General features: G+C 64.1%; 21 protein-coding genes. 9 read left to right on the top strand and 12 right to left on the bottom strand.

Going from position 1 to position 21,389, the window contains the following annotated elements; all coding sequences use genetic code 11:
• Positions 1-12: 12 nt before the first annotated feature.
• The 4 genes from AWB70_RS17090 to gcvA form a co-directional block, all read right to left on the bottom strand.
• Positions 13-846 carry a hypothetical protein gene (locus tag AWB70_RS17090; RefSeq protein ID WP_060854110.1) on the bottom strand — a complete coding sequence of 278 codons (834 nt, stop codon included), beginning with the start codon at positions 844-846 and terminating at the stop codon, positions 13-15.
• 52 nt (positions 847-898) lie between these two features.
• Positions 899-2,026 carry a TlpA disulfide reductase family protein gene (locus AWB70_RS17085; protein WP_053570546.1) on the bottom strand — a complete coding sequence of 376 codons (1,128 nt, stop codon included), beginning with the start codon at positions 2,024-2,026 and terminating at the stop codon, positions 899-901.
• Between the two features lie 380 nt (positions 2,027-2,406).
• Positions 2,407-3,690, bottom strand: a complete 1,284-nt coding sequence (locus AWB70_RS17080; protein ID WP_159680252.1) for an NHL repeat-containing protein — start codon at positions 3,688-3,690, stop codon at positions 2,407-2,409.
• Between the two features lie 285 nt (positions 3,691-3,975).
• Complete coding sequence (gene gcvA / locus AWB70_RS17070; protein ID WP_014193449.1) at positions 3,976-4,863, bottom strand: transcriptional regulator GcvA; 888 nt, start codon at positions 4,861-4,863, stop codon at positions 3,976-3,978.
• 218 nt (positions 4,864-5,081) lie between these two features.
• Here gcvA and AWB70_RS17065 point away from each other — a divergent pair, with 218 nt between their 5' ends.
• From AWB70_RS17065 to AWB70_RS17025, 9 genes are all read left to right on the top strand, one after another.
• Positions 5,082-5,852 carry a transketolase gene (locus AWB70_RS17065; protein ID WP_235024283.1) on the top strand — a complete coding sequence of 257 codons (771 nt, stop codon included), beginning with the start codon at positions 5,082-5,084 and terminating at the stop codon, positions 5,850-5,852.
• Positions 5,849-6,832, top strand: a complete 984-nt coding sequence (locus AWB70_RS17060) for a transketolase family protein (RefSeq protein WP_014193451.1) — start codon at positions 5,849-5,851, stop codon at positions 6,830-6,832. The genes AWB70_RS17065 and AWB70_RS17060 overlap by 4 nt, the downstream gene beginning before the upstream one ends.
• Positions 6,833-6,868: 36 nt before the next feature.
• On the top strand, positions 6,869-7,633 hold the full coding sequence (locus tag AWB70_RS17055) for an SDR family NAD(P)-dependent oxidoreductase (RefSeq protein WP_014193452.1): 765 nt from the start codon (positions 6,869-6,871) through the stop codon (positions 7,631-7,633).
• A 68-nt stretch (positions 7,634-7,701) separates the two neighbouring features.
• Complete coding sequence (locus AWB70_RS17050; protein ID WP_045456757.1) at positions 7,702-8,742, top strand: TRAP transporter substrate-binding protein; 1,041 nt, start codon at positions 7,702-7,704, stop codon at positions 8,740-8,742.
• Positions 8,743-8,747: 5 nt separating this feature from the next.
• A complete protein-coding gene (locus AWB70_RS17045) occupies positions 8,748-10,610 on the top strand; it encodes a TRAP transporter large permease (protein ID WP_053570760.1) in 1,863 nt (620 codons plus the stop codon).
• Between the two features lie 55 nt (positions 10,611-10,665).
• A complete protein-coding gene (gene tkt / locus AWB70_RS17040) occupies positions 10,666-12,645 on the top strand; it encodes a transketolase (RefSeq protein WP_053570549.1) in 1,980 nt (659 codons plus the stop codon).
• 21 nt (positions 12,646-12,666) lie between these two features.
• The gene (locus AWB70_RS17035; protein ID WP_053570550.1) at positions 12,667-13,623 is read left to right on the top strand and encodes a D-2-hydroxyacid dehydrogenase; all 957 of its coding nucleotides are present in this window, start codon (positions 12,667-12,669) and stop codon (positions 13,621-13,623) included.
• A gap of 35 nt (positions 13,624-13,658) precedes the next feature.
• Entirely contained in the window at positions 13,659-14,099 is a 441-nt protein-coding gene (locus AWB70_RS17030) for an HdeA/HdeB family chaperone (RefSeq protein ID WP_235024274.1), read from the top strand.
• A 33-nt stretch (positions 14,100-14,132) separates the two neighbouring features.
• Positions 14,133-14,606 carry a cupin domain-containing protein gene (locus AWB70_RS17025; protein WP_053570552.1) on the top strand — a complete coding sequence of 158 codons (474 nt, stop codon included), beginning with the start codon at positions 14,133-14,135 and terminating at the stop codon, positions 14,604-14,606.
• Positions 14,607-14,651: 45 nt separating this feature from the next.
• Here the strand turns inward: AWB70_RS17025 and AWB70_RS17020 are convergent, their stop codons facing one another.
• The 8 genes from AWB70_RS17020 to AWB70_RS16985 are packed head-to-tail and all read right to left on the bottom strand — an operon-like array spanning position 14,652 to position 21,372.
• Positions 14,652-14,921: a hypothetical protein gene (locus AWB70_RS17020; RefSeq protein ID WP_014193459.1), complete on the bottom strand. Its 270-nt coding sequence runs from the start codon at positions 14,919-14,921 to the stop codon at positions 14,652-14,654.
• On the bottom strand, positions 14,918-15,874 hold the full coding sequence (locus AWB70_RS17015; protein ID WP_053570553.1) for an electron transfer flavoprotein subunit alpha/FixB family protein: 957 nt from the start codon (positions 15,872-15,874) through the stop codon (positions 14,918-14,920). Before AWB70_RS17015 ends, AWB70_RS17020 begins: the two co-directional genes overlap by 4 nt.
• Positions 15,875-15,897: 23 nt before the next feature.
• The gene (locus AWB70_RS17010; RefSeq protein ID WP_053570554.1) at positions 15,898-16,647 is read right to left on the bottom strand and encodes an electron transfer flavoprotein subunit beta/FixA family protein; all 750 of its coding nucleotides are present in this window, start codon (positions 16,645-16,647) and stop codon (positions 15,898-15,900) included.
• 1 nt (position 16,648) lies between these two features.
• Positions 16,649-17,449, bottom strand: a complete 801-nt coding sequence (locus tag AWB70_RS17005; RefSeq protein ID WP_053570555.1) for an enoyl-CoA hydratase/isomerase family protein — start codon at positions 17,447-17,449, stop codon at positions 16,649-16,651.
• Entirely contained in the window at positions 17,446-17,883 is a 438-nt protein-coding gene (locus AWB70_RS17000; protein ID WP_053570556.1) for an acyl-CoA thioesterase, read from the bottom strand. Before AWB70_RS17000 ends, AWB70_RS17005 begins: the two co-directional genes overlap by 4 nt.
• A complete protein-coding gene (locus tag AWB70_RS16995; protein WP_053570557.1) occupies positions 17,880-18,674 on the bottom strand; it encodes a citryl-CoA lyase in 795 nt (264 codons plus the stop codon). The genes AWB70_RS17000 and AWB70_RS16995 overlap by 4 nt, the downstream gene beginning before the upstream one ends.
• Positions 18,675-18,689: 15 nt before the next feature.
• Complete coding sequence (locus AWB70_RS16990; RefSeq protein WP_053570558.1) at positions 18,690-20,222, bottom strand: AMP-binding protein; 1,533 nt, start codon at positions 20,220-20,222, stop codon at positions 18,690-18,692.
• Positions 20,212-21,372 carry an acyl-CoA dehydrogenase family protein gene (locus AWB70_RS16985; protein WP_053570559.1) on the bottom strand — a complete coding sequence of 387 codons (1,161 nt, stop codon included), beginning with the start codon at positions 21,370-21,372 and terminating at the stop codon, positions 20,212-20,214. Before AWB70_RS16985 ends, AWB70_RS16990 begins: the two co-directional genes overlap by 11 nt.
• Positions 21,373-21,389: the final 17 nt, after the last annotated feature.

Here is a 21,389-nt window from a genome sequence, read left to right as displayed (position 1 = left end):
GCATCCGACCGCTTAGGGAAAGCACATGTTGAAGCGCGCAGGCCTGCCGTTCAGCACCAGGGCGCCAATTTCGTACGAGCCGGTAGGTGCGCCTTCGTAGATGATCGTACCGTTGGCTCCGGTGGCGACCGCGCTCGTGCAGTTTTCGAAGAAAGAGGCTTGGCACGGATAGGGGCCGAAGATCTGATGGCCTACCTTGGCCGCCGAGCCTGAAGTGCCTGTCGCGATCGGACAGGAACACACGATCTGGTCTTGTCCGAGTCGGCCGAGGCCTGGGAACGATTGGCCTCGTGTGCTCGCGAAACAGATGCCGCCATCGCACGAGGCATAGGCGCCGGAGTTTGACGTTGGGGGGCAGAAGTAGAGCGCTCGATCTCCGGATGGCCCTGCGCTTGCCGGGGGAACGCTGAAGGTGCTCACCACATAACCGTTGCCGGAGCCCTCAGCATTGAAGGTGCAAACGTCGCCGCCAGCGTATGACAACCGGCGGCTGACGCTGTCGCCGAACTGCAAGTTGCAGCGGCAATAGGCGACGTTGTTGTAGACGAAGCAGCGGACCCCAGCGCACAGCGCGTACTCCTGGTTGCGGCAGATCGAGAGCCCCTTTTGTACCGAGGCGGCCGCAGTGTTGTCTTCGATCCCGATAGGGGGCGAGGCGCTCGGAGCAGCGGCGCTGGTGCTGCTCGCGGCCCAACTTCTCCTTCCGAGCGAGGTCAAGAGCGCCCCAAACAGGCCACCGCTTATCAGTTGCAGCGTTTTGCGCCGGGTCGGCTTGCGCGCGACGGCTTTAGTCCACTCATCAAATTGACTGTCCATTGCTTTCGAGTTGACCGGGCGGGTTTTCATGGCGGCGTCCTGGAATCTGTGCGCATTGACTTCCTGCGAGTGACTCGTGCAATCACAAAGGACTTGCAGTATGGAGTTTGGCGCCGTTCGAAGGCGCGCGTTGGCTGGCCGCTAGCGCCAGAATGGCGTCAGATCCTTCCGCCAGGTCGGATACCAGTACTCCACGCTCATCGATGAGGTAACCCACCGGCGTAGCGAATGTCGCATACTGGAGCGAGACCTCCCAGTTTCTCTGCAGCACCACCAGGAGCGTTAATCCTAGCTTTGCCACCTTTTGCCGGTTAGTGTCTGCGTCCTGCCGGCTCACCATGAGCACCAGAACATCTTTCCGCTCACGATGCACACGTTCCAGGTGCGGGGCCAGAAGCTCGCATGGACCACAACCTGGATCGCTGAAGACAAGCAACACTCGCCTGCCCCGGAAATCCTCAAGGACCCATTCCTCTCCATCCAGGCTCGGCAAACGGAAATTCGGCGCAGGCGTGCCCGCTTTAAGGCCGCTGCGGTTGAGCCGGCTTCTATCCAAGGGCTTATTGCCCCGAGCTGCCGGCTCGGCCGGCCGCCTGCGATCCGGTCCCGGTTCGGCTTGAGGCGTTGGCGACGTCGCTAACGCCATCAAGGCTACCGCGCCCATGGCCAACTCACTGGCGACGGTTCCGGTCTCGTCGACGAGGTAGCCCACCGGCGTGCCGTTCACCTGATATTGCGCAGCCACTTCCATATCGTTCTGTACCAGCACTCGGCATGCGATACCGTGTGTTTGGAACAACTGGCGGTTTAGCTCGGCTTCCCCTGTAGTTATTACCAGCGGCACCGGCTTGCCACTTTCGCCCTCAGGCGGGAACGCCCTCAGTTCGGGCATCATGCTCATGCAGAAACTGCACGCAGGGTTAAAGAAGATTAGCAAGACGGGACGGCCCCGAAACTCGGAGAGCCGGTGAAGCGCCCCCGAAAGGTCAGGCAATTCGAAGTCCGGAGCGTTAGAGCCTAGGGGGAGGCCGTTCAGGGTAGTCGATGCAGGACGAGGCGGCTCGGATAGTCCGCCCTGAAACCCTTTCTCGAGCGCCTCTAAGCTCAGCAAGATTCGCCCGTGCTGACGCACCAGCTGGTAGCCAAACCAGCAGCCGAAGACGATGATTAACCAGGGCAAGGCTAAAGCGAAGACCAGGAGTGTCGTCATGGAAAACTCATGCGTGGCTTCGCCCGGTAGCTTCGGGCAGAGGAACAAGGGCAAATGAAATGCTAATAATCCTAGGCGGCGGCGTCTGTCAAGCCTTACGATCGACGTTCGGGTCACGCGCGGCCATGGGTGATCCCACCCCCGAAAGTTGGGTTGATGATTGAGCTTCGCTTCCGCAGAGAACCGCTCCCATCCTGTCTCTGTTCGACCCGAAGCCGTCCTTCGATGTAGTTCTGCGCAAGTGACAGGTTTTGGAGGTCCAGCGGACCTCCCCCATCTATGCGCACGGCAGCACGCAATCGGATTGCGTCTGAATTTGGGTGGATCAAGTCAGCAATCCTTTGCGCACCCTCGCCTGAAATATTACGGCAACCTCTCGATCAAGGTACAGGCGTGATCTTGAGAATCTGGCTGTCACCGCCGTCCGCAACGTAAAGATTGCCTTGCGCGTCCACCGCTACACCGTAGGGTCCGTTCAGCGCGCTCGAGGTCGTAATCGGTGTGGCGGTGGAACTGCCCGGTGCTATCGCCAGTATCTTGTTGGTCATGGAATTCGCGACGTAGACATTGCCGCTCGTATCCACGGCCAGACCGTAGGCACCGGCGAACGTCGACGATGCAGCGAGTTGCGTGACAGTGTTGCTGCCCGCCGAAATCTTCAGGATCTTGTTGTTCGTGTAGTCCGACACATAGACGTTGCCGCTCGCGTCCACGGCCATACCCATCAACATTCCGAAGGAATACGAGGGCGCCAGTACGGAGACAGTGGTACCGTCAGGCGCGATCTTGACGACCTGATAATTGTTCGTGTCTTCCACATAGACGTTGCCGCTGGCATCCACGGCAACACTCATCGGATCGCTGAACGTGTGCGATGCCGCCAACTGCGTGACGGTAGTTCCGTTGGAGGATATCTTGAGAATCTTGCTATCGTTCGCATCGGCTACGTAGACATTGCCACTCGCATCCACTGCGATACCCATGGGTCCGTTGAACGTGTATCCGCCGCCTAACGTCGTGACGCTGCTGCCATCGGCAGAAATCTTGACGACCGTGTTGCCATTGGTGTTGCCGACGTAGACGTTTCCGCGCGCATCGACCGCGGTGGCCATGGGCGTACTAAACGTGTACGTCGAGGCCAGTCTGGATACGTTCCCGTGGGCAGCCGAACAGGCTACCGCCACGTTGCTCACATCGTTTGTGACTGTGCCGTTGCCATTCGTTACATTGCAAATCTTCCACAGCGGATTTTTGCCTACGGTGACCGCATAGGCGTTGTTGGTCGCGACTCGCGTGGCAAACGTGAACGAACCATTTGCCGTCAACGTCAGCGCGTCGCCACCGTTATTGAGCAGCGTCAGCGGCTCGTAGCCCGGTAGACCCGTGACGGCACCGCCGATTCGATAAGTAACCACAGGCGGAGTGCTGCTCACCGGCGCACTGCTCGCCGGAGGGCTGCTCGCCGGAGCGCTGTCCGCCGGAGCGCTGCTCGCCGGAGCGCTGCTCGCCGGGGTGCTGCTCGCCGGAGCGCTGTCCGCCGGAGCGCTGCTCGCCGGTGAGGTGGTGGTTTGCTGCGGATTGTTCGTACCGCCGCAGGCGGCGAGGAACAGGCACAGCGATGCGATGACTGTTCGCTTGAGGGATGACGGTGCGACCATTTTCATTTTTTTCCGCGGATGAGCGTTGCCAGGATTTGTCGAGGAAAGCCAGATACTCTTCGCGGTTGCTCGTAGTTTGACTATCGACCCTCTCCCCATTACGGCAGATGCGCCTCAAAGTTGAGGCTGGCGTTCGTTAAATAACGCGATGCTCGACGCAACTTCGCGAAAGCTGTGGGGAATCAAGTCACGTCGTGATCGGACGTCCGCTTGGGGATTGTCACTGACCGTCCGAATGTACGGGCAATGCCTGGACGAATGGCTCATCATGGCCCAACCCGCCCGCCCACCCTACCCCAACTCCTCAAACAACCAATCCTGAAAGCTCTTAACCTTCGGCAGATCCACCGACGACTTGAGCAGGTTCAACGTATACCCATTCACGCTCAGCCCGTCGAATCCAAACGGCGCGATAAGCTTCCCCGTATCGAGTTCCCGCTGCACGAGCAGCAAACTTTCCAGACACACGCCCACGCCATCGGCGGCCGCGCTGATCGCCATGAACGAGCGATCGAAGCGCGGCCCGCGCGAAATGTCGAGCGGCGTCTTTCGATGCATGCGCATCCAGTCACGCCATCCAACCAGGCAATTTTCACTGTGAATCAGCGTGTGATGCTTCAAATCCGCGACCGTGCGGATCGGGTGCTTGCCTTCCATCAGTGCCGGTGAACACAGCGGCACGATCGTCTCGGACGGCAGATCCAGCACCAGCGTGCCCGCAGGTTGCAGCCTGCGCGCGCCATACCGCAAGTCGATATCCACCGACTCACGCGTGAGATCGACGGGATCGTTCGACGCATGCAGCCGCAAATCGATATCCGGATGCCGCGATGAAAAGCGCGCGAGCCGCGGCATCAACCATTGCGTCGCGAAGCTCGGCGTCGAATGCACGGTGAGGATGTCACTCTTCGCGATGCGCCCGATATCCCGCGTCGCCTTCTCGATGCGCGCGAACGCCGCGCCGATCTCTTCCGCATACTGCCGGCCGCTGTCGGTCAGGATCACCGCGCGATGCACGCGATGGAAGAGCCGCACGCTCAATTGCTCTTCCAGCAGCTTGATCTGATGACTGATCGCCGAAGGCGTCACGAACAGTTCGTCTGCTGCAAGTGCGAAAGACGACAGCCTCGCCGCTGCCTCGAACGCCTGTATGGACTTGAGCGTGACGCGATTGTGCATTGCGGTGTTCGGATGAATTGAATTCAACGATCGGCCACTTTAATTCGTTTGAGCGCGTCTGTCCAAAGCAATACGCTTGTATCTACTCGCTGACCGGGCGTTTCAAGGGAATACCCCGAGCCGCGCGGCCGCCAATATAACGATGGAGACAACGCGTGAAAAACGACATCGCGCAACTCGCGGAGCATGCGCATCGCATTCGCCGCAACGCGCTTCTGATGGGCGAAGTGCAAGGCCAGGGCTACATCGGCCAGGCGCTCGATATCGCCGACGTACTCGCGGTGGCCTATTTCGGCGCGATGAATCATCGTCCGGACGATCCCACATGGGAAGAGCGCGACCGCTTCCTGCTGTCCAACGGTCACTATGCGATCGCGCTGTACGCCGCCCTCTTCGAAGCGGGCGTGCTGCCCGAAGACGAACTCGAAACCTACGGCAGCGACGACAGCCGCTTGCCGATGTCGGGCATGGCGAGCTACACGCCCGGCATGGAAATGTCCGGCGGCTCGCTCGGTCAGGGTTTGACGATCGCTGTCGGCCGCTGTCTCGGCCTCAAGCGCAAGGGCTCGAAGTCCTTCGTCTACACGCTCTTCTCCGATGGCGAACTCGATGAAGGCGCGATCTGGGAAGGGCTCATGTCCGCCGCGCACTGGAAGCTCGACAACCTCATCGCCATCGTCGATGTGAACAATCAGCAAGCCGATGGCCCTTCGACGCAGATCATGGCGTTCGAGCCGCTGGTCGAGAAGCTCGAAGCATTCGGCTGGTACACGCAGCGCATCGACGGCAACGACATTCGCGCCGTGAAAGAGGCCTTCGACAACGCGCGCAATCTCACGGACGCGAAGCCTCGCATCATCGTGTGCGATACGAAGATGGGCTGCGGCGTGCCGTTCCTCGAAGAGCGGGAAAAGAATCACTTCATTCGCGTCGATCCGCATGAATGGCAGCTCGCGCTGGAAGCACTCGAACAAGGACGCACAGCATGAACACGCGACTGAAAACCTCCGCGATGATCGCGTCCATCGCCAGCGAAGGACAAGTGACGCGTTCCGCGCCCTTCGGCCACGCGCTCGCCGAACTCGCGCACACGAAGACGAACATCGTCGGCATGACGGCCGACCTCGGCAAATACACCGATCTGCATGTCTTCGCAAAGGCCTTCCCCGAGCGCTACTACCAGATGGGCATGGCCGAGCAATTGCTGATGGGCGCGGCGGCCGGCATGGCGCACGAAGGCGCGCAACCGTTCGTCACGACCTATGCCGTGTTCGCGACGCGCCGCGCCTACGACTTCATCCATCAGACGATCGCGGAAGACAACCTCGACGTGAAGATCGTCGCCGCGCTGCCGGGTCTAACGACGGGCTACGGCCCGAGCCATCAGGCTGCCGAAGATCTCGCGCTGATGCGCGCGATGCCGAACATGACCGTGATCGATCCGTGCGATGCGCTCGACATCGAGCAGATGGTTCCGGCCATCGCCGCGCACAAGGGTCCGGTCTATGCGCGTCTGTTGCGCGGCAACGTGCCGGCCGTGCTCGACGAATACGGCTATCAGTTCGAACTCGGCAAGGCCAAGCTCTTGCGCGGCGGCAACGACGTGCTGCTGATCTCGACCGGCATCATGACGATGCGTTCGCTCGAAGCGGCGAACGCCTTGCGGCAGGACAACGTCGACGTCGCCGTGCTGCACGTGCCGACCATCAAGCCGCTCGACACCGCGACCATCCTGCGCGAAGCGAAGCGCACGGGCCGCATGGTCGTCGTCGTGGAGAACCATACGGTGATCGGCGGGCTCGGCGAAGCCGTCGCGCGCACGCTGCTCGGCGCGGGCGTGACGCCCGCCTTCCGACAGATCGCCCTGCCCGATGCGTTCCTCGACGCGGGCGCGTTACCCACCTTGCACGACCGCTACGGCATTTCGACCGAAGCGATGTGCAACACCATCAAAGGCTGGCTCGGCTAAGCCTTCATCCACCACGAACGTCAGGAGAATCACATCATGTCAGAGTCGCGTCTTCTCGAAGGCAAGGTCGCCGTCATTTCCGGAGCGGCATCGCCGCGCGGGATCGGCATGGCGACGGCGCGCATGTTCGCGAAGCACGGCGCGAAAGTCGCCATTCTCGATCTCGATGAAGCGGCCGCGCGCGAGGCAGCCGGCAGCATCGGCCCGGAACATCGCGGCTATGTGTGCAACGTGACCGACCGCGCCGCATGCGACGCCGCCGTGGATCGCATCGTCACGGACTTCGGCGCCATAGACATTCTCATCAACAACGCGGGCATCACGCAGGCTGCGAAGCTGCTCGACATCGACTCGGCAAGCTGGGACCGCATTCTCGATGTGAACCTGCGCGGCGTGCTGTATCTGTCGCAAGCCGTCGTGCCGGTGATGAAGAAGAACGGCGGCGGTTCGATCGGCTGCATGTCGTCGGTATCGGCGCAGCGCGGCGGCGGCATTCTCGGCGGCCCGCACTATTCCGCCGCGAAAGCGGGCGTGCTCGGTCTCGCCAAGGCGATGGCGCGCGAGTTCGGCATCGACGGCATTCGCGTGAACTGCGTGACGCCGGGCCTCATTCAAACCGACATCAACGCGGGCAAAATCAGCGACGACAAGCGCGTCGAGATTCTCGCGGGCATTCCGCTCAATCGCCTCGGCGTACCCGATGACGTCGCGGGCGCGTTCCTGTTTCTCTCGGCGCCGATTTCCTCGTACATTACCGGCGCGGTCATCGACGTGAACGGAGGCATGCTGATTCACGGCTGAAACCGCGAACAACGCGGCATCGAATAACAACACTTATATCGACATCACCAGGTTTGGAGGAGCACACCATGACCACTCGCACCAAAGAAAGCGGCATCGACCGGCGCACGTTCCTGAAGGCGGGCGCGACCGTCGCCGCGGCCGCGCCGCTGTTCGCCATCACGACGCGCCGCGCGTCGGCGGCGGAGTTCTCGTACAAGCTCGCGACCGGACAGGACCCCACGCATCCGGTGAACATTCGCGGTCAGCAGGCATGCGACAAGATTCGCGAAGCCACCGGCGGCAGGCTCGACATCAAGCTCTTTCCCGCGAACCAGCTCGGCTCCGACACCGACCTGCTCTCGCAGGTGAGGAGCGGCGGCGTCGAGTTCTTCAATCAGGCGTCGTCGATTCTCGCGACCCTCACGCCCGCCGCGGGCATCGTCAATACGGGCTTCGCGTTCCCCGATTACGACACGGTCTGGAAAGCGATGGACGGCGATCTCGGCGGCTACATCCGTCAGCAGATCGAGAAGTCGGGAATCATCGCGGTGTCGAAACCGTGGGACAACGGCTTCCGGCAAGTGAGTTCGTCGACGCGCGTCGTGAAGACGCCCGCCGATCTCAAGGGCTTCAAGATCCGCGTGCCGCAGGCGCCGATGCTCACGTCGCTCTTCAAGTCGCTCGACGCCGGTCCCGCGCCGATCAACTTCAACGAGCTGTATTCCGCGTTGCAGACGGGCGTGGTCGAGGGTCAGGAAAATCCGTTGCCGATCATCGCGACGGCCAAGCTCTACGAAGTGCAGAAGTCGATCAGCCTCACCTCGCATGTGTGGGATGCGTACTGGATTCTCGGCAACCGGCGCGCGTGGGAGAAGCTGCCCGCCGACATGCGCGCGATCGTCACGCGCGAGTTCGAAGCGGCCGGTATGAACCAGCGCGCCGACATCGCGAAGCTGAATGTGAGCCTGCGCGACGATCTGAAGGGCAAGGGCATCAACATCGTCGAGGTGGATCGTGAAGCGTTCCGCGGCGCGCTGAAGAAAACCAGCTTCTATAGCGACTGGAAAGCGAAGTACGGCGAGCAAGGCTGGAGCGTGCTCGAAAAATACACCGGCAAACTGGTATGAACATCATGCAGACGGTTCCGCTTCCGCATCCGGCGCCGCATCGCGGTATCGCGGCAAAACTCGATACCCTGCTCGGCCATCTCGTCGAAATTCCGGCCGCGCTCCTGGTCGTGGCCGAGATCGTCGTGCTGCTCGCGGGCGTCACGAGCCGCTACGCGCTGCACACGCCGCTCGTCTGGTCCGACGAACTCGCGTCGATGCTTTTCCTCTGGCTCGCGATGCTCGGCGCGGTCGTCGCGTTGCGGCGCGGCGAACACATGCGGATGACGGCGCTCGTCGGCATGGCCTCGCCCGGCATGCGCGCGTTCCTCGACGTGATCGCGATCGCGGCGCCCCTCGCCTTCCTCGCGATGGTGATCGGCCCCGCTGTCGAGTTCGCGCAGGACGAAGCGTTCATCACGACGCCCGCGCTCGACATCTCGAACTCGTGGCGCGCGGCCGCGTTGCCGATCGGCTCCGGCCTGATGCTGCTCGTCGCCTGTGTGCGGCTCGCGCGCGTCGGCGACTGGAAGCTCGTGCTCGGCGCGCTCGCCGTGGTCGTGGCCATCGCGGGCGCGTTCTATGCGGCGAGCCCGGTGCTCAAGGACCTCGGCAATCTGAACCTGCTGATCTTCTTCGTCGGGCTCGTCGCGTTGTGCGTGCTGTCGGGCGTGCCGATCGCGTTCTCGTTCGGCCTCGCGACCTTCGGCTATCTCGCGCTGACGACGAGCACGCCGCTCGTCGTCGTGGTCGGGCGCATGGACGAAGGCATGTCGCATCTGATTCTCCTGTCCGTGCCGCTCTTCGTGTTCCTCGGGCAACTGATCGAGATGACCGGCATGGCCGCCGCGATGATCGCGTTTCTCGCGAGCCTGCTCGGGCATGTGCGCGGCGGTTTGTCGTATGTGCTCGTCGGCGCGATGTATCTCGTCTCCGGCATCTCCGGTTCGAAAGCCGCCGACATGGCCGCGGTCGCACCCGTGCTGTTCCCCGAGATGAAAGCGCGCGGCGCGAAACCCGGCGATCTCGTCGCGCTGCTCGCGGCCACCGGCGCGCAGACCGAAACCATTCCGCCGAGTCTCGTGCTCATCACGCTCGGCTCGGTCACGGGCGTGTCGATTTCCGCGCTCTTCACGGGCGGCATGCTGCCGGGCATCGTGCTCGCGATCACGCTGTGCGCGGTCGTGTGGTGGCGCTATCGCGTGGACGATCTCTCCAATGTGAAGCGCGCGACCCGCGGCGAGATCCTGCGCAAGCTCGCCGTCGCGCTGCCCGCGCTGGCGCTGCCGTTCGTGATTCGCGCGGCGGTGGTCGAAGGCGTCGCGACGGCGACGGAAGTGTCGACCATCGGCATCGCGTATGCGGTGCTGGCGGGCTTGCTGATCTATCGCCGCTTCGAATGGATGCGTCTCAAGCCGATGCTGATCGATACCGCCGCGCTTTCCGGTGCGATCCTGCTCATCATCGGCGCGGCGACGAGCATGGCGTGGGCGCTCACGCAATCGGGCTTCTCGGGCCAGCTCGCGCGCGCGATGGCCGCATTGCCCGGCGGTGGCTGGATGTTCATGGCGGCGTCGATCCTCGTGTTCATCGTGCTCGGCAGCGTGCTCGAAGGCATTCCCGCGATCGTGCTGTTCGGCCCGCTGATGTTCCCGATCGCCCGGGAGATGGGCATCAACGACGTGCATTACGCCATGGTCGTGATCCTCTCGATGGGCGTCGGCCTGTTCGCGCCGCCGTTCGGCGTCGGCTACTACTCGGCGTGCGCGGTGAGCCGCATTCATCCCGACGAAGGCATGAAGCCGATCATCGGCTATATCGCGGCGCTGATCGTCGGTCTCATCGTCGTCGCCGCCGTGCCGTGGATTTCCACTGGCTTCCTGAAGTAAATCCCCCTCAAATCACCTTGATGCCGCTCCAGTCATGGAGCGGCAAGGAGAAGTCATGTCTTCCATCGACACGCCAGCGCTGTCGAACGCCATCCGCTTTCTCGCCATCGATGCGATCGTGCGCGCGGGCGAAGGTCATCAGGGCGTGCCGCTCGGCATGGCCGAGATCGCGACGGCGCTGTTCACGCGCCACATGAAGTTCAATCCCGCCGATCCGCAATGGCCCGACCGCGACCGCTTCGTGCTCTCGAACGGACATGGCTCCATGCTGCTCTATGCGCTGCTGCATCTCACGGGCTATGCGAACTTCGGTATCGATCAGATCAGGTCGTTTCGTAACTTCGGGTCGCATTGCGAAGGGCATCCGGAGTTCGACACGGCGTCGGGCATCGAAGTGACGACCGGGCCGCTCGGGCAAGGCATCGCGAACGCGTTCGGCATGGCGGTCGCGGAGGCGTATCTGAACGCGAAGTTCGGCGCCGGCATCGTCGATCACTACACGTATGCGTTCGTCGGCGATGGCTGTCTGCAGGAAGGCGTCGGGCAGGAAATGATTTCGCTCGCCGGACATCTCAAGCTCGGCAAACTCATTCTGTGCTGGGACGACAACCGCATCACCGATGACGGCAGCACCGCGCTGTCCGTCAGCGAGGACGTGAGCGCGCGTTTTCGCGTGGCGGGCTGGCATGTGATCGAAGTCTATGGACACGACCTCGAAGCGGTGTCGCGCGCGCTCGATGAAGCGAAGCGCGATCCGCGTCCGTCGATGCTCGCGTGCCGCACGGTGATCGCACGCGGCATCGCGCGCCTGCAAGGTCAGCGCGGCGGTCATAGCGGGCGTCTGTTCGAGAAAGACGCCGACGCCGCGCGCAACGAGCTGAACTGGCCGCACGCGCCGTTCGAGATTCCCGCCGATCTCATGACGACCTGGCGCGATGCCGGCCGCCGCAGCGAAGGCGAATATCGCGCGTGGCGCGAGCGCGTCGCCTCGTTGCCGGACGCGACGCGCGCGGAGGTCGAACGCGTCATCGCGGGCGAATTGCCCGCCGGCTGGAAAGACACGCTCGAAACGTACAAACGCGATGCGTCGAAGCAAACGGAGGCGCCGGGCGGCATCGTGATTTCCGCCGAGATCAACGATCTGCTCGCGAACGTGCTGCCCGAGCGCATGGTCGGCTGCGCGGACCTCGAAGCGCCGACGAGCCACAAGCGCAGCCTGCGCGCCTTCAACGCGGAAGATCGCGGCGGCGCGTATGTGCATTGCGGCGTGCGCGAACACGTGATGGGCGCGATGGCGAACGGCATGGCCGCGCACGGCGGCATCGTGCCGCTCGCCGTCACCTATCTCGCCTTCTCCGACTACGAGCGCCCCGCGATGCGCATGGCCGCGCTGATGGGCTTGCCGGTGAAGTTCGTCTTCAGTCACGACTCGATCGGCGTCGGCAAGAACGGGCCGACGCATCAGCCGGTGGAAATCCTAGCGTCGCTGCGCGCGATGCCGAACATGCGCGTGTTCCGTCCCGCCGATGCCGTCGAAGCCGCCGAATGCTGGATGCTCGCTTACGAGCACAAGACCGGCCCGAGCACGATGGTCTTCGCGCGTCAGGCGCTGCCGCTCGTGCGCCGCACGCACGACGACGCGAACCGGTCGGCGCGCGGCGGCTATGTGCTGGCCGAGGCCGAAGGCGGCAAGCGCCGCGTCACGCTCATCGCGACGGGATCGGAAGTGGCCATCGCGCTCGCCGCGCGCGAGCAGTTGCAGGCGGCGGGCGTCGCGACCGCGGTGGTGTCAATGCCCTGCTGCGAATTGTTCGACGAGCAGGACGCGGATTACCGGCAGAGCGTGCTCGGCGCGGGTACCGTGCGCATCGCGGTGGAAGCGGCGGTGCGCTTCGGCTGGGACCGCTATCTCGGCGAGCGCGGCGGCTTCGTCGGCATGAAGGGCTTCGGCGCGTCGGGGCCGGCTGAAACGCTTTACGAGCACTTCGGCATCACGGCGTCGCACGTCGTCGAACAGGCGCAGCGGCTTCTTTGAACCCCTTACCTCGGAACACACATGCAGAAGATCGTCTTTCTCGACCGCGCCACGCTCGCACCGCAGATCGCGCTGAAGCGCCCCGCGTTCGAACACGAACTCGTCGAATATGACCGCACCGCGCCGGATCAGGTCGCGGCGCGCCTGCAGGGCGCGAGCATCGTCATCACGAACAAGGTCGCGATCAGCGCCGATATCATCGAACAGGTGCCGACGCTCAAGCTGGTCGCCGTCGCGGCCACGGGAACGGATGTCGTCGACAAGGCGGCGTGCGAAAAGCGCGGCATCGTCGTATCGAACATTCGCGGCTATGCGGTCAACACCGTGCCGGAGCATACCTTCGCGTTGATGCTCGCGCTGCGGCGCAATCTGATCGCGTATCGCGACGACGTGCTCAACGGCGAATGGCAGAAGTCCGGCCAGTTCTGCTTCTTCAATCACGCGATCCGCGATCTGGGCGGCGCTACGCTCGGCATCATCGGCGAAGGCGTGCTCGGGCAGCGCGTCGCGGACATCGCCAAAGCCTTCGGCATGAAGCCGCTTTTCGCGGCGCATAAGGGACGCGAGGGCCTGGGCCCGCTCTACACGCCGTGGGACGAAGTGCTCGCGACCAGCGATGTCATCACGATCCATAGCCCGCTCACGCCGCACACGCGCGGCATGCTATCGACGGCGGAATTCCGCGCGATGAAGAAGAAGCCGCTCATCATCAACACGGCGCGCGGCGGTCTCGTCGATGAAGCCGCGCTCGTCGCCGCGCTCGACGAAGGGCTGATCAGCGGCATCGGCTTCGACGTGCTCACGACGGAGCCGCCCGCGCCCGACAACGCGCTCATGCGCATCGCGAACCGGCCGAACGTGATCGTGACGCCGCATGTCGCGTGGGCGTCGGATGAAGCGCAGCAGTCGCTCGCCGATCAGTTGATGGACAACATCGCGGCGTTCGTCGCGGGCGCGCCTGTCAACGTCGTGTCATGACCTGAATCGCGCGGCGGTTTCAGGCGTGGGCGGCGATGCGCGAGCACGCACGGATACTCATCGATGGTAATTCGCGGCTAATTCTGCGTCGATACGATGCGCAGACAGTCTCGAACTTCACCACCACCAAGGAGTATCAAATGAAATTCTCGAAAAGCATCGCCGCCGCCATGTCTGTTCTCGTCATCGGTGCATCCGGTGTGGCCCACGCGGCCGAGCAGAAAATCGCGCCGGCCAAGATGACATGCGCCGATTTCGTGCAGGTAGACGACGCGTACAAGCCGGCGCTCGTCTACTGGGTTGCGGGCGTCGACAAGCTCGGCGTGACGGGCACCGAAACCACGGTCGTCGATACCATGCAGCCGGTCGCCGCGACCGTCGCGCAGGAGTGCCAGAAAGACCCGCAGACAAAGTTCATGAGCAAGGTCCGCTCGATGGTCAAGTCGAAGCAGATCGCACTGTTCGACCATCATTGACCCCAAGCGCCATCGACGATAAGGACCGACATCATGAAACCGCAACTCATCGACGAAGAAACGATCGCGGATCACGCTATTCACATTCCCGCGATCGGGCTCGATCTGACGGTCTGCATCGAGCCATCGGCAACGCAGGGGCGCGCGACGCTCATCGAAACACGCGATGCACCGGGCTTCGGCCCGCCGATGCATCGGCACGGCAACGAAACCGAAGTGTTCCATGTGCTGCAAGGCGCCTATCTCTTCGAAGTGGATGGCGAGCGCCGAGTCGTGCGGGCAGGCGAGACGCTGACGGCACGGGTCGGCACCACGCACCGTTTCGTCAATATCAGCGATGAGACGTCGCGCATGCTGGTCCTCATCTCGCCCGGATTCGACGCTACCGCTTTCTTCAGCGAATTGCGCGACGTGATGAGCGACGGCATGCCCGATCCGGCCACGCTCGCGCGCCTGGGTGCGAAGTGGGAGATCGAGTTTGTCGGGCCGCCGCTGACAGGGGAGTGATGAGTCGGGGCGTCGCTAGGGCGGCGCTTCTCACAACCGCTTCGTTCAGTCGCGCCCGGCCTGCCCGTCGAGACGCGCCTTCGCGGCGCGCATCGCCTCGTCGAAGCTCGCTTCAGTCGCAATATGCCGATGATCGATGGACACGAGCCAACCGTCAGGCGCGCGCAACCAGCGGATGCGCGACTCCTGCAACAGCAGCGAAAACCATCGCCACACGTTCGCGTCTTCGGCATTCGCGGTGGCGCGAGCCTGAAGGCGAGCCCTGTCCGTCAGATTCGCGCCGCCCGGTGCGGCGCTCTGCAACCGCGGCTTCATCGCAGCGCGTCCAGTTCCCCGAGCAGCGCGGGCACGCAATCGAACAGGTCGCCGACGAGCCCATAGTCCGCGACGCTGAAAATGGGCGCTTCCTCGTCCTTGTTGATCGCGACGATGATCTTCGAGTCCTTCATGCCGGCGAGATGCTGGATCGCACCCGAAATGCCCACCGCGATGTATAGCTCCGGCGCGACGATCTTGCCCGTCTGGCCGATCTGGAAGTCGTTCGGCGCATAACCGGCGTCGACGGCCGCGCGCGATGCGCCCATCGCCGCGTCCAGCTTGTCGGCGAGCGGTTCGAGCACGCTCCTGTAGTGCTCACCGCTGCCGAGGCCTCGACCGCCGGATACGACGACGTGTGCCGACGTCAGCTCCGGACGATCGAGCTTCGTCACCTCGCGGCTCACGAACTGCGAGCCGCCTGCGTCGGCGGCGACGGAGATCATGTCGATCGACGCGCTGCCGCCTTCCGTCGCGACGGGATCGAACGCCGTGGCACGCACCGTGATCACTTTGACGGGATCGCGCGATCTGACCATTGCGATGGCGTTGCCTGCGTAGATCGGGCGCTCGAACGTATCGGCACCGACCACCGAAACGATGTCGCTGATTTGCGCAACATCGAGCCGGGCCGCAATGCGCGGCGCGACGTTCTTTCCATAAGCTGTCGCCGGCGCGAGGATGTGCGAATAATCCTGCGCAATCCCGATCAGCGTCGCCTCGATGTTCTCCGCCAGTCCGTCCGCCAGTGGTGGTCCATCGGCCAGCAGCACTTTCTCGACGCCGGCCAGTTTCGCCGCCGCTTGCGCCACGGGTTTCGCGCCATATCCCGCGACGAATACGTGAACCGGCTGATTGGTCAAGGTCGCGACGATCGCGGCGGCGCCGATCGTGTTCAGCGTGGCCGGCTTGAGCGTCTGGTTGTCGTGCTCGGCAATTACAAGAATCGTCATGTTCGTCTCCGCGTGTCCTTGGGTCAAAGCACCCTGGCTTCGGTCGTGAGCTTCACGACCAGCGCCTTCGCATCCGCCACCTTCACGCCGGCGGCGCGCTTCGGCGGTTCGCTGACTTTCAGCGTTTCGAGCCGCGGCGCGACATCGACACCAAGGGCTTCGGGCGTCATGACGTCCAGCGGCTTCTTCTTCGCCTTCATGATGCTGGGCAGCGTGACGTAGCGCGGCTCGTTGAGGCGCAGATCGGTCGTCACGACCGCGGGCAGCGTCAGCGAAAGCGTTTCCGCGCCGCCGTCGACTTCGCGCGACACCGTGGCGCGACCCTCGGCGATCACGACCTTCGATGCGAACGTCGCCTGCGGCAAACGCGCGAGCGCGGCGAGCATCTGGCCGGTCTGATTCGAGTCGTCGTCGATCGCCTGCTTGCCGAGCATCACGAGCGACGGCTGCTCCCGCTCGACCAGTGCCCTGAGCAGCTTCGCCACGGCGAGCGGCTGCAACACCTCGTTCGATTCGATGAGCACTGCGCGGTCCGCGCCGATCGCAAGCGCGGTCCGCAGCGTTTCCTGACATTGCGCGACGCCCGCCGAGACCGCGATCACTTCCGTCGCCACGCCCGCTTCCTTCAGGCGCACGGCTTCCTCGACCGCGATCTCGTCGAACGGATTCATCGACATCTTCACGTTCGCCATGTCGACGCCCGTGTTGTCGCGCTTCACGCCTACCTTCACGTTGGCGTCCACGCAACGTTTCACCGCTACCAGTATTTTCACGTCAGTCTCCTTCAATACCTTGCAAGGCCGTTGAGTCGTCTCGCCAGAAGCGCTCATAGTCGGGCGCGCGTTTCTGCGTGAACGCATCGAGCCCTTCCTGCCACTCCGTCTTCGGCACATCGCGCGGCGACGCCACGACGCGCTGCCAGTCGATGGCGGCATGCGCGCGCACGTTGCGCTTCGCCGCCTTGAGGGCGCCGGGCGGCACGGCTTCGACCACTTGCCCGGCGAGCGCCAGCGCGCTGTCGAGCACGTCGTGCGCGGGAACCATGCGATTGACGAGGCCGATGTCCAGCGCTTCGCCGGCCGATACGCGCCGTCGCGTGAGAATCAGATCGAGCGCGCGGCGCATGCCGACGACGCGCGGCAGCAAGGCCAAGGCCGTGTTCGGAATCACGCCGTGCCCGAGCTCGGGCATCGAGAACCAGGCCGCCTCGCACGCGACGACGAGATCGCACGCGAGCGTGAGCTCCATGCCGCCGCCGAGCGCCGGACCATGAACCGCCGCGATCACCGGCCGTTCGAACTCGGCCATGCGCCTGAACATCACCGCGGGGTCTTCGTCGGGCGCGGGGCCTTCCATCCATCCGTCGCGAAGATCGTCGATATTCGCGCCCGCGCAAAACGCCGGGCCGTTCGCCGCAATCACGACCGCGCGCGCGTTTTCGTCGAGCGCGCGTCGCAAGGCCGCCGACACCCCGCGCACGATCTCCCGCGACAGCGCATTGCGGCGCTGCGGCTCATCCAGCGTGACGAGCGCGATGTGTCCGCGCCGCTCATACAGCACCTTGTCGGCATTCATGCGAGCGCCTCCATCGCGTCGTCGGAGAGAAGGTATGCGCGCAGTTCAGGCGCGATCGGATACGAACGTCCGGTCTCGCCGTGCAGCAGAACGCACACGGCTTCCGCCGTCGCGCAGCCGGTTCCCTGGCGCTCATCGAACAGACCTTGCCGCACCTTGAACGACGTATTCCCCACCTCGACGACCGCGCTGCCCACCCGCACGCGTCCCGGAAAGTGCAACTCGGCGTCGAACTCGATCAGCAATCTCACGACGGCGAGATTCGCGCCGTTCATCAGCGCGTGAATTTGCGGCGGCGCGAAAATTTCCATGCGCGCCGCTTCGAACAATGTCGCGATGGACGCGTTATTGACGTGTCTGAACTGATCGGTGTCCGCGTTTCTCAGCTTCTCTTCGGTCCAGAAGCGAAAGCCGTTGTCTCGAAGTGCGCTCATCCTTGCTCCCGTTCCTGTCGAGGAACCCGATGCGCGCTCGCCTCGTGTTCGGTGCGCAGATAGAGCGCGGTCGCGAGCGGCTGGCGCATTTCCTCCAGAATGTGACCGACCAGCCCGACCGCGCGCGCGGCGACCGCCAGGCCGCGGCAAATTCGCCATGAAATGCCCATCTCCGATGCGACCGCAGCCATCGCGCCCGTGACGTTCACCGGCAATGCGCGGTCGAGCCTGCGCTCGGCCTCCTTGCCTATCGCCGTCATGAGGCGGATGTACGGCCCGTCGTAGCCCGTCTCCTGTGCGACCCGGAACAGCGCGGGCGCGCGCGGGTCGATCGGCTTGTGAAACGGATGCCCGATCCCCGGCAGAATCTCGCGGCGGGCGCGGTAGCCATCGACGATCTTGCGCGCGAGCTCATCGATATCGAGCGCAGCGTCCGGATCGGGCATCGACTCCTGCAAGAGCCGCGCGGCATTGTCGAGCGAGCCGACGAACACCGAGCCCAGACCGAGCAAACCGGCCGCGACGGCCGCCTGAACCGCTTCCGGCGCCCCCGCATACGTCATGCGCGTGGCGAGCGATGAAGGCGTGATGCCGTGCTCGACGAGAATGACCATCATCGCGTTGAACATGCGCAGTTCGCGCGCTTCGGGCAGGCGCGCGAACAATTGCAGAAAAGCCATCTGCCCGAAGTCCATCTTGCCGACGATGTCTTCGCACAGATCGAGACCGTGAATGACCACTTTCTCCGGCGTCGCCCAGGCGATGTCCGAGCGAATTTCAGCTTGCTTCATTGTTTGATCTCCGTGTCATGCCGATGTCGTTTGCGCGAGTCCGAGACACTGCGAAGCCATGTCGCGCAACTCGTTTCTGAGGACCTTGACGCCATTGGGACCGTCCTTCTGCGGGAACGCCGCCACGGTCACGATGCGGCGCGGCATCTTGAAGCCGGCGATGCCCTGCTTCAGCCAGGCGAGCAGCGCTTCTTCGGTGGCGGGCGTCGCCGATGCGCGAATGAAGGCCACAGCGACGTCGCCCTCGCCCTCGACATGCACGCCTACGACCTGCGCCGCCTCCACGCCCGGATGCTGCGCGAGGAACATCTCGATCTCGACGGGATCGACCAGATAGCCGCGTAGCCGCAGGCTGTCCCTGATGCGGCCGACATAGCGGAATGAAGCGCCATCGGCGTGAGCGAGATCGCCGGTCCGGAACCAGCCGTCCGCCGTGAAGGCCGCGGATGTCGCCGCGGGATTGTTCAGATAGCCGGCCATGACGTTGTAGCCGCGCAGTTGCAGTTCGCCCTGCCGCTGGTCGGCAAGCTGCACGCCGCTTTCCGGATCGGCGATGCGGAATGCGATCTCGGACGAGATCGGCGTGCCGCCGGGCATGCCGCGCTGCTCCGCATCGCCTTGCGGATCGCGCATCGCGGTCATCGCGAAGCATTCGGACATGCCGTAGAGCGCGCTCAGGCGCACGCCCCACGCATCCCATGCCTTCGCGATGACGCTGCGGCCCAGCCCCGCGTACTCGGGAAATGCGCCGCGACGCCAGCTCGCCAGCGAGTAGTCGCCGGCATCGAGCACCATGTCCAGCATCGCGTCCGATCCGAAGAAATGCGTCACGCGATGCCGTTCGATCGCCGCGGCCGCCGCATCCGCCTTGAAGACGGGCAGCAGCACGCACGCCGCGCCCGAGGCCAGCGCCGCGATGGCCTGCACGAAGCCCAGCACGCCATAGAGCGGCAGCGCGCAGAGCATGACGTCGTTCGGCCGCATGTCGTTGTACTGGCCGACGTTGCGCGCATGCCGCGCGATGCCTCCCGCCGTGTGCGCGGCGAGCTTCGGCTGGCCGGTCGTCCCGGACGTCATGAACGTGCAGAGCAGATCCGTGTCGCGCCCTTCCCAGCGCGGGTACGGTTCGTATGCGCTCCAGCCGGGGCTGTCGAAGCGCGCGACCTGCACGACCTGCTGCAACACCTCGCAAGCGTCTTCGATCTCGCGCGCCGCGCCGGCATAGTCGAAATCGAGGAAACGCTCCGGCACGAAGAGCACCCGCGCGTTCGCGGTCTTCACGACATGCAGCGCTTCCTGCTGCCGGAAGCGCGTGCTCACGGGCACCATCAGCGCGCCGAGCTGCGCCGCGGCGAAGAAGAGCTGCATCCACACCGCGCCGTCGGGCAGCCAAACCGCGATGGTATCGCCGCGTTTCACGCCGAGTTCATGCAAGAACGACGCCGCGCGACGTGACGCCACACCCAGCTCGCCGCGCGTGAAGCTGCGTTCGCCATGATGCAGCGCGACGCGTTCGTGATCGCCGGCTTCGAGCAGATCAAAGGCCATGGCGGCCTCCCGATGCGAACGCCGCGCGTGCGATCTGGATCCGCTGCATCTCCGACGTGCCTTCGCCGATGCGAAACGCCCGCGCGTCGCGATAGAAGCGCTCGATGGGCAGTTCCGTCATGTAGCCCATGCCGCCGAAAATCTGCAGCACGCGATCCGTCACGCGGCATCCCATCTCGCTGGCATAGAGCTTTGCGCGGCACGCGGCGACGTGCGCGTGCGGATCTTCGCTTTCGATCAGCTCCGCCGCCGCGCGGATCAGCATGCGCGCCGCCTCGATCTCGACGTCGTTATCGGCGATCATGAACTGGATCGCCTGATGCTGGGCGAGATGCGCGCCGAATGCCTTGCGCTCCTGCGCGTACTCGCAGGCCATCGCCTGGGCTCGCGCCGAGAGACCGAGCGAACGGCTCGCGGACAGCAGACGATCCTGATTGATGGACTGCATCATGCCGAGGAAGCCGGCGTTGACTTCGCCGAGCAGGTCTTCGTCGGGAACGAAGCAGTTTTCGAGCGTGAAGCCGTTCAGGTGATAGCCGCGCCAGCCCATCTTCCGGTAACGCGTCATGCCGACCACGCCCGGATTGCCTCGGCGAACGATGAACGTGCTGAGCCGGCCCTTCAGCGGCGCCGACGCATCGGTGAGCGCGAGCACGATGATGTAATCCGCCGTCTCCGCGTGCGAGATGAAATGCTTGGCGCCGTTGAGCAGCCAGCCGCCGGTCGTTCGCTCGGCGCGCGTGCGCAGCCCGCCGAGGTCCGAGCCCGCGTTGGGCTCGGTCAACGCATAGGTGACGATCTTCCCGCCCGCGAGAATGCCGGGCAGAAGCTCGGCGCGCTGGCGCTCGCTCGCCTGTGACAACTGAAGCGGCAGATGGCCGAACACCTCGCTCAACGGCACCGATGTGTGCGTCACTTCCTCGAGAATCGCGACTTTCGCCGCGGCCGTCAGACCCGGCCCGCCGATGCTCTTCGGGAGATTGAACCCGTACAAGCCGAGCGCCGCGACTTCCGAGCGCAAGCGCGCGAGGAGTTCCTCGCTCACGTCGTCGTCCGTTTCGATCTGCTGCTCGAGCGGAACGAGCCGGTTACGCACGAAGCGTCGTGCGGTCGTGCGGATCATGGATACTTCGTTGTCCATCTGGGTCATTGCAGTCTCACTTTGTC

This window comes from Caballeronia cordobensis (assembly GCF_001544575.2).
Taxonomy (GTDB): domain Bacteria; phylum Pseudomonadota; class Gammaproteobacteria; order Burkholderiales; family Burkholderiaceae; genus Caballeronia; species Caballeronia cordobensis.
The sequence above is the reverse complement of the archived record's forward strand: the minus strand, read 5'-3'. Positions and strand labels throughout refer to the sequence as shown.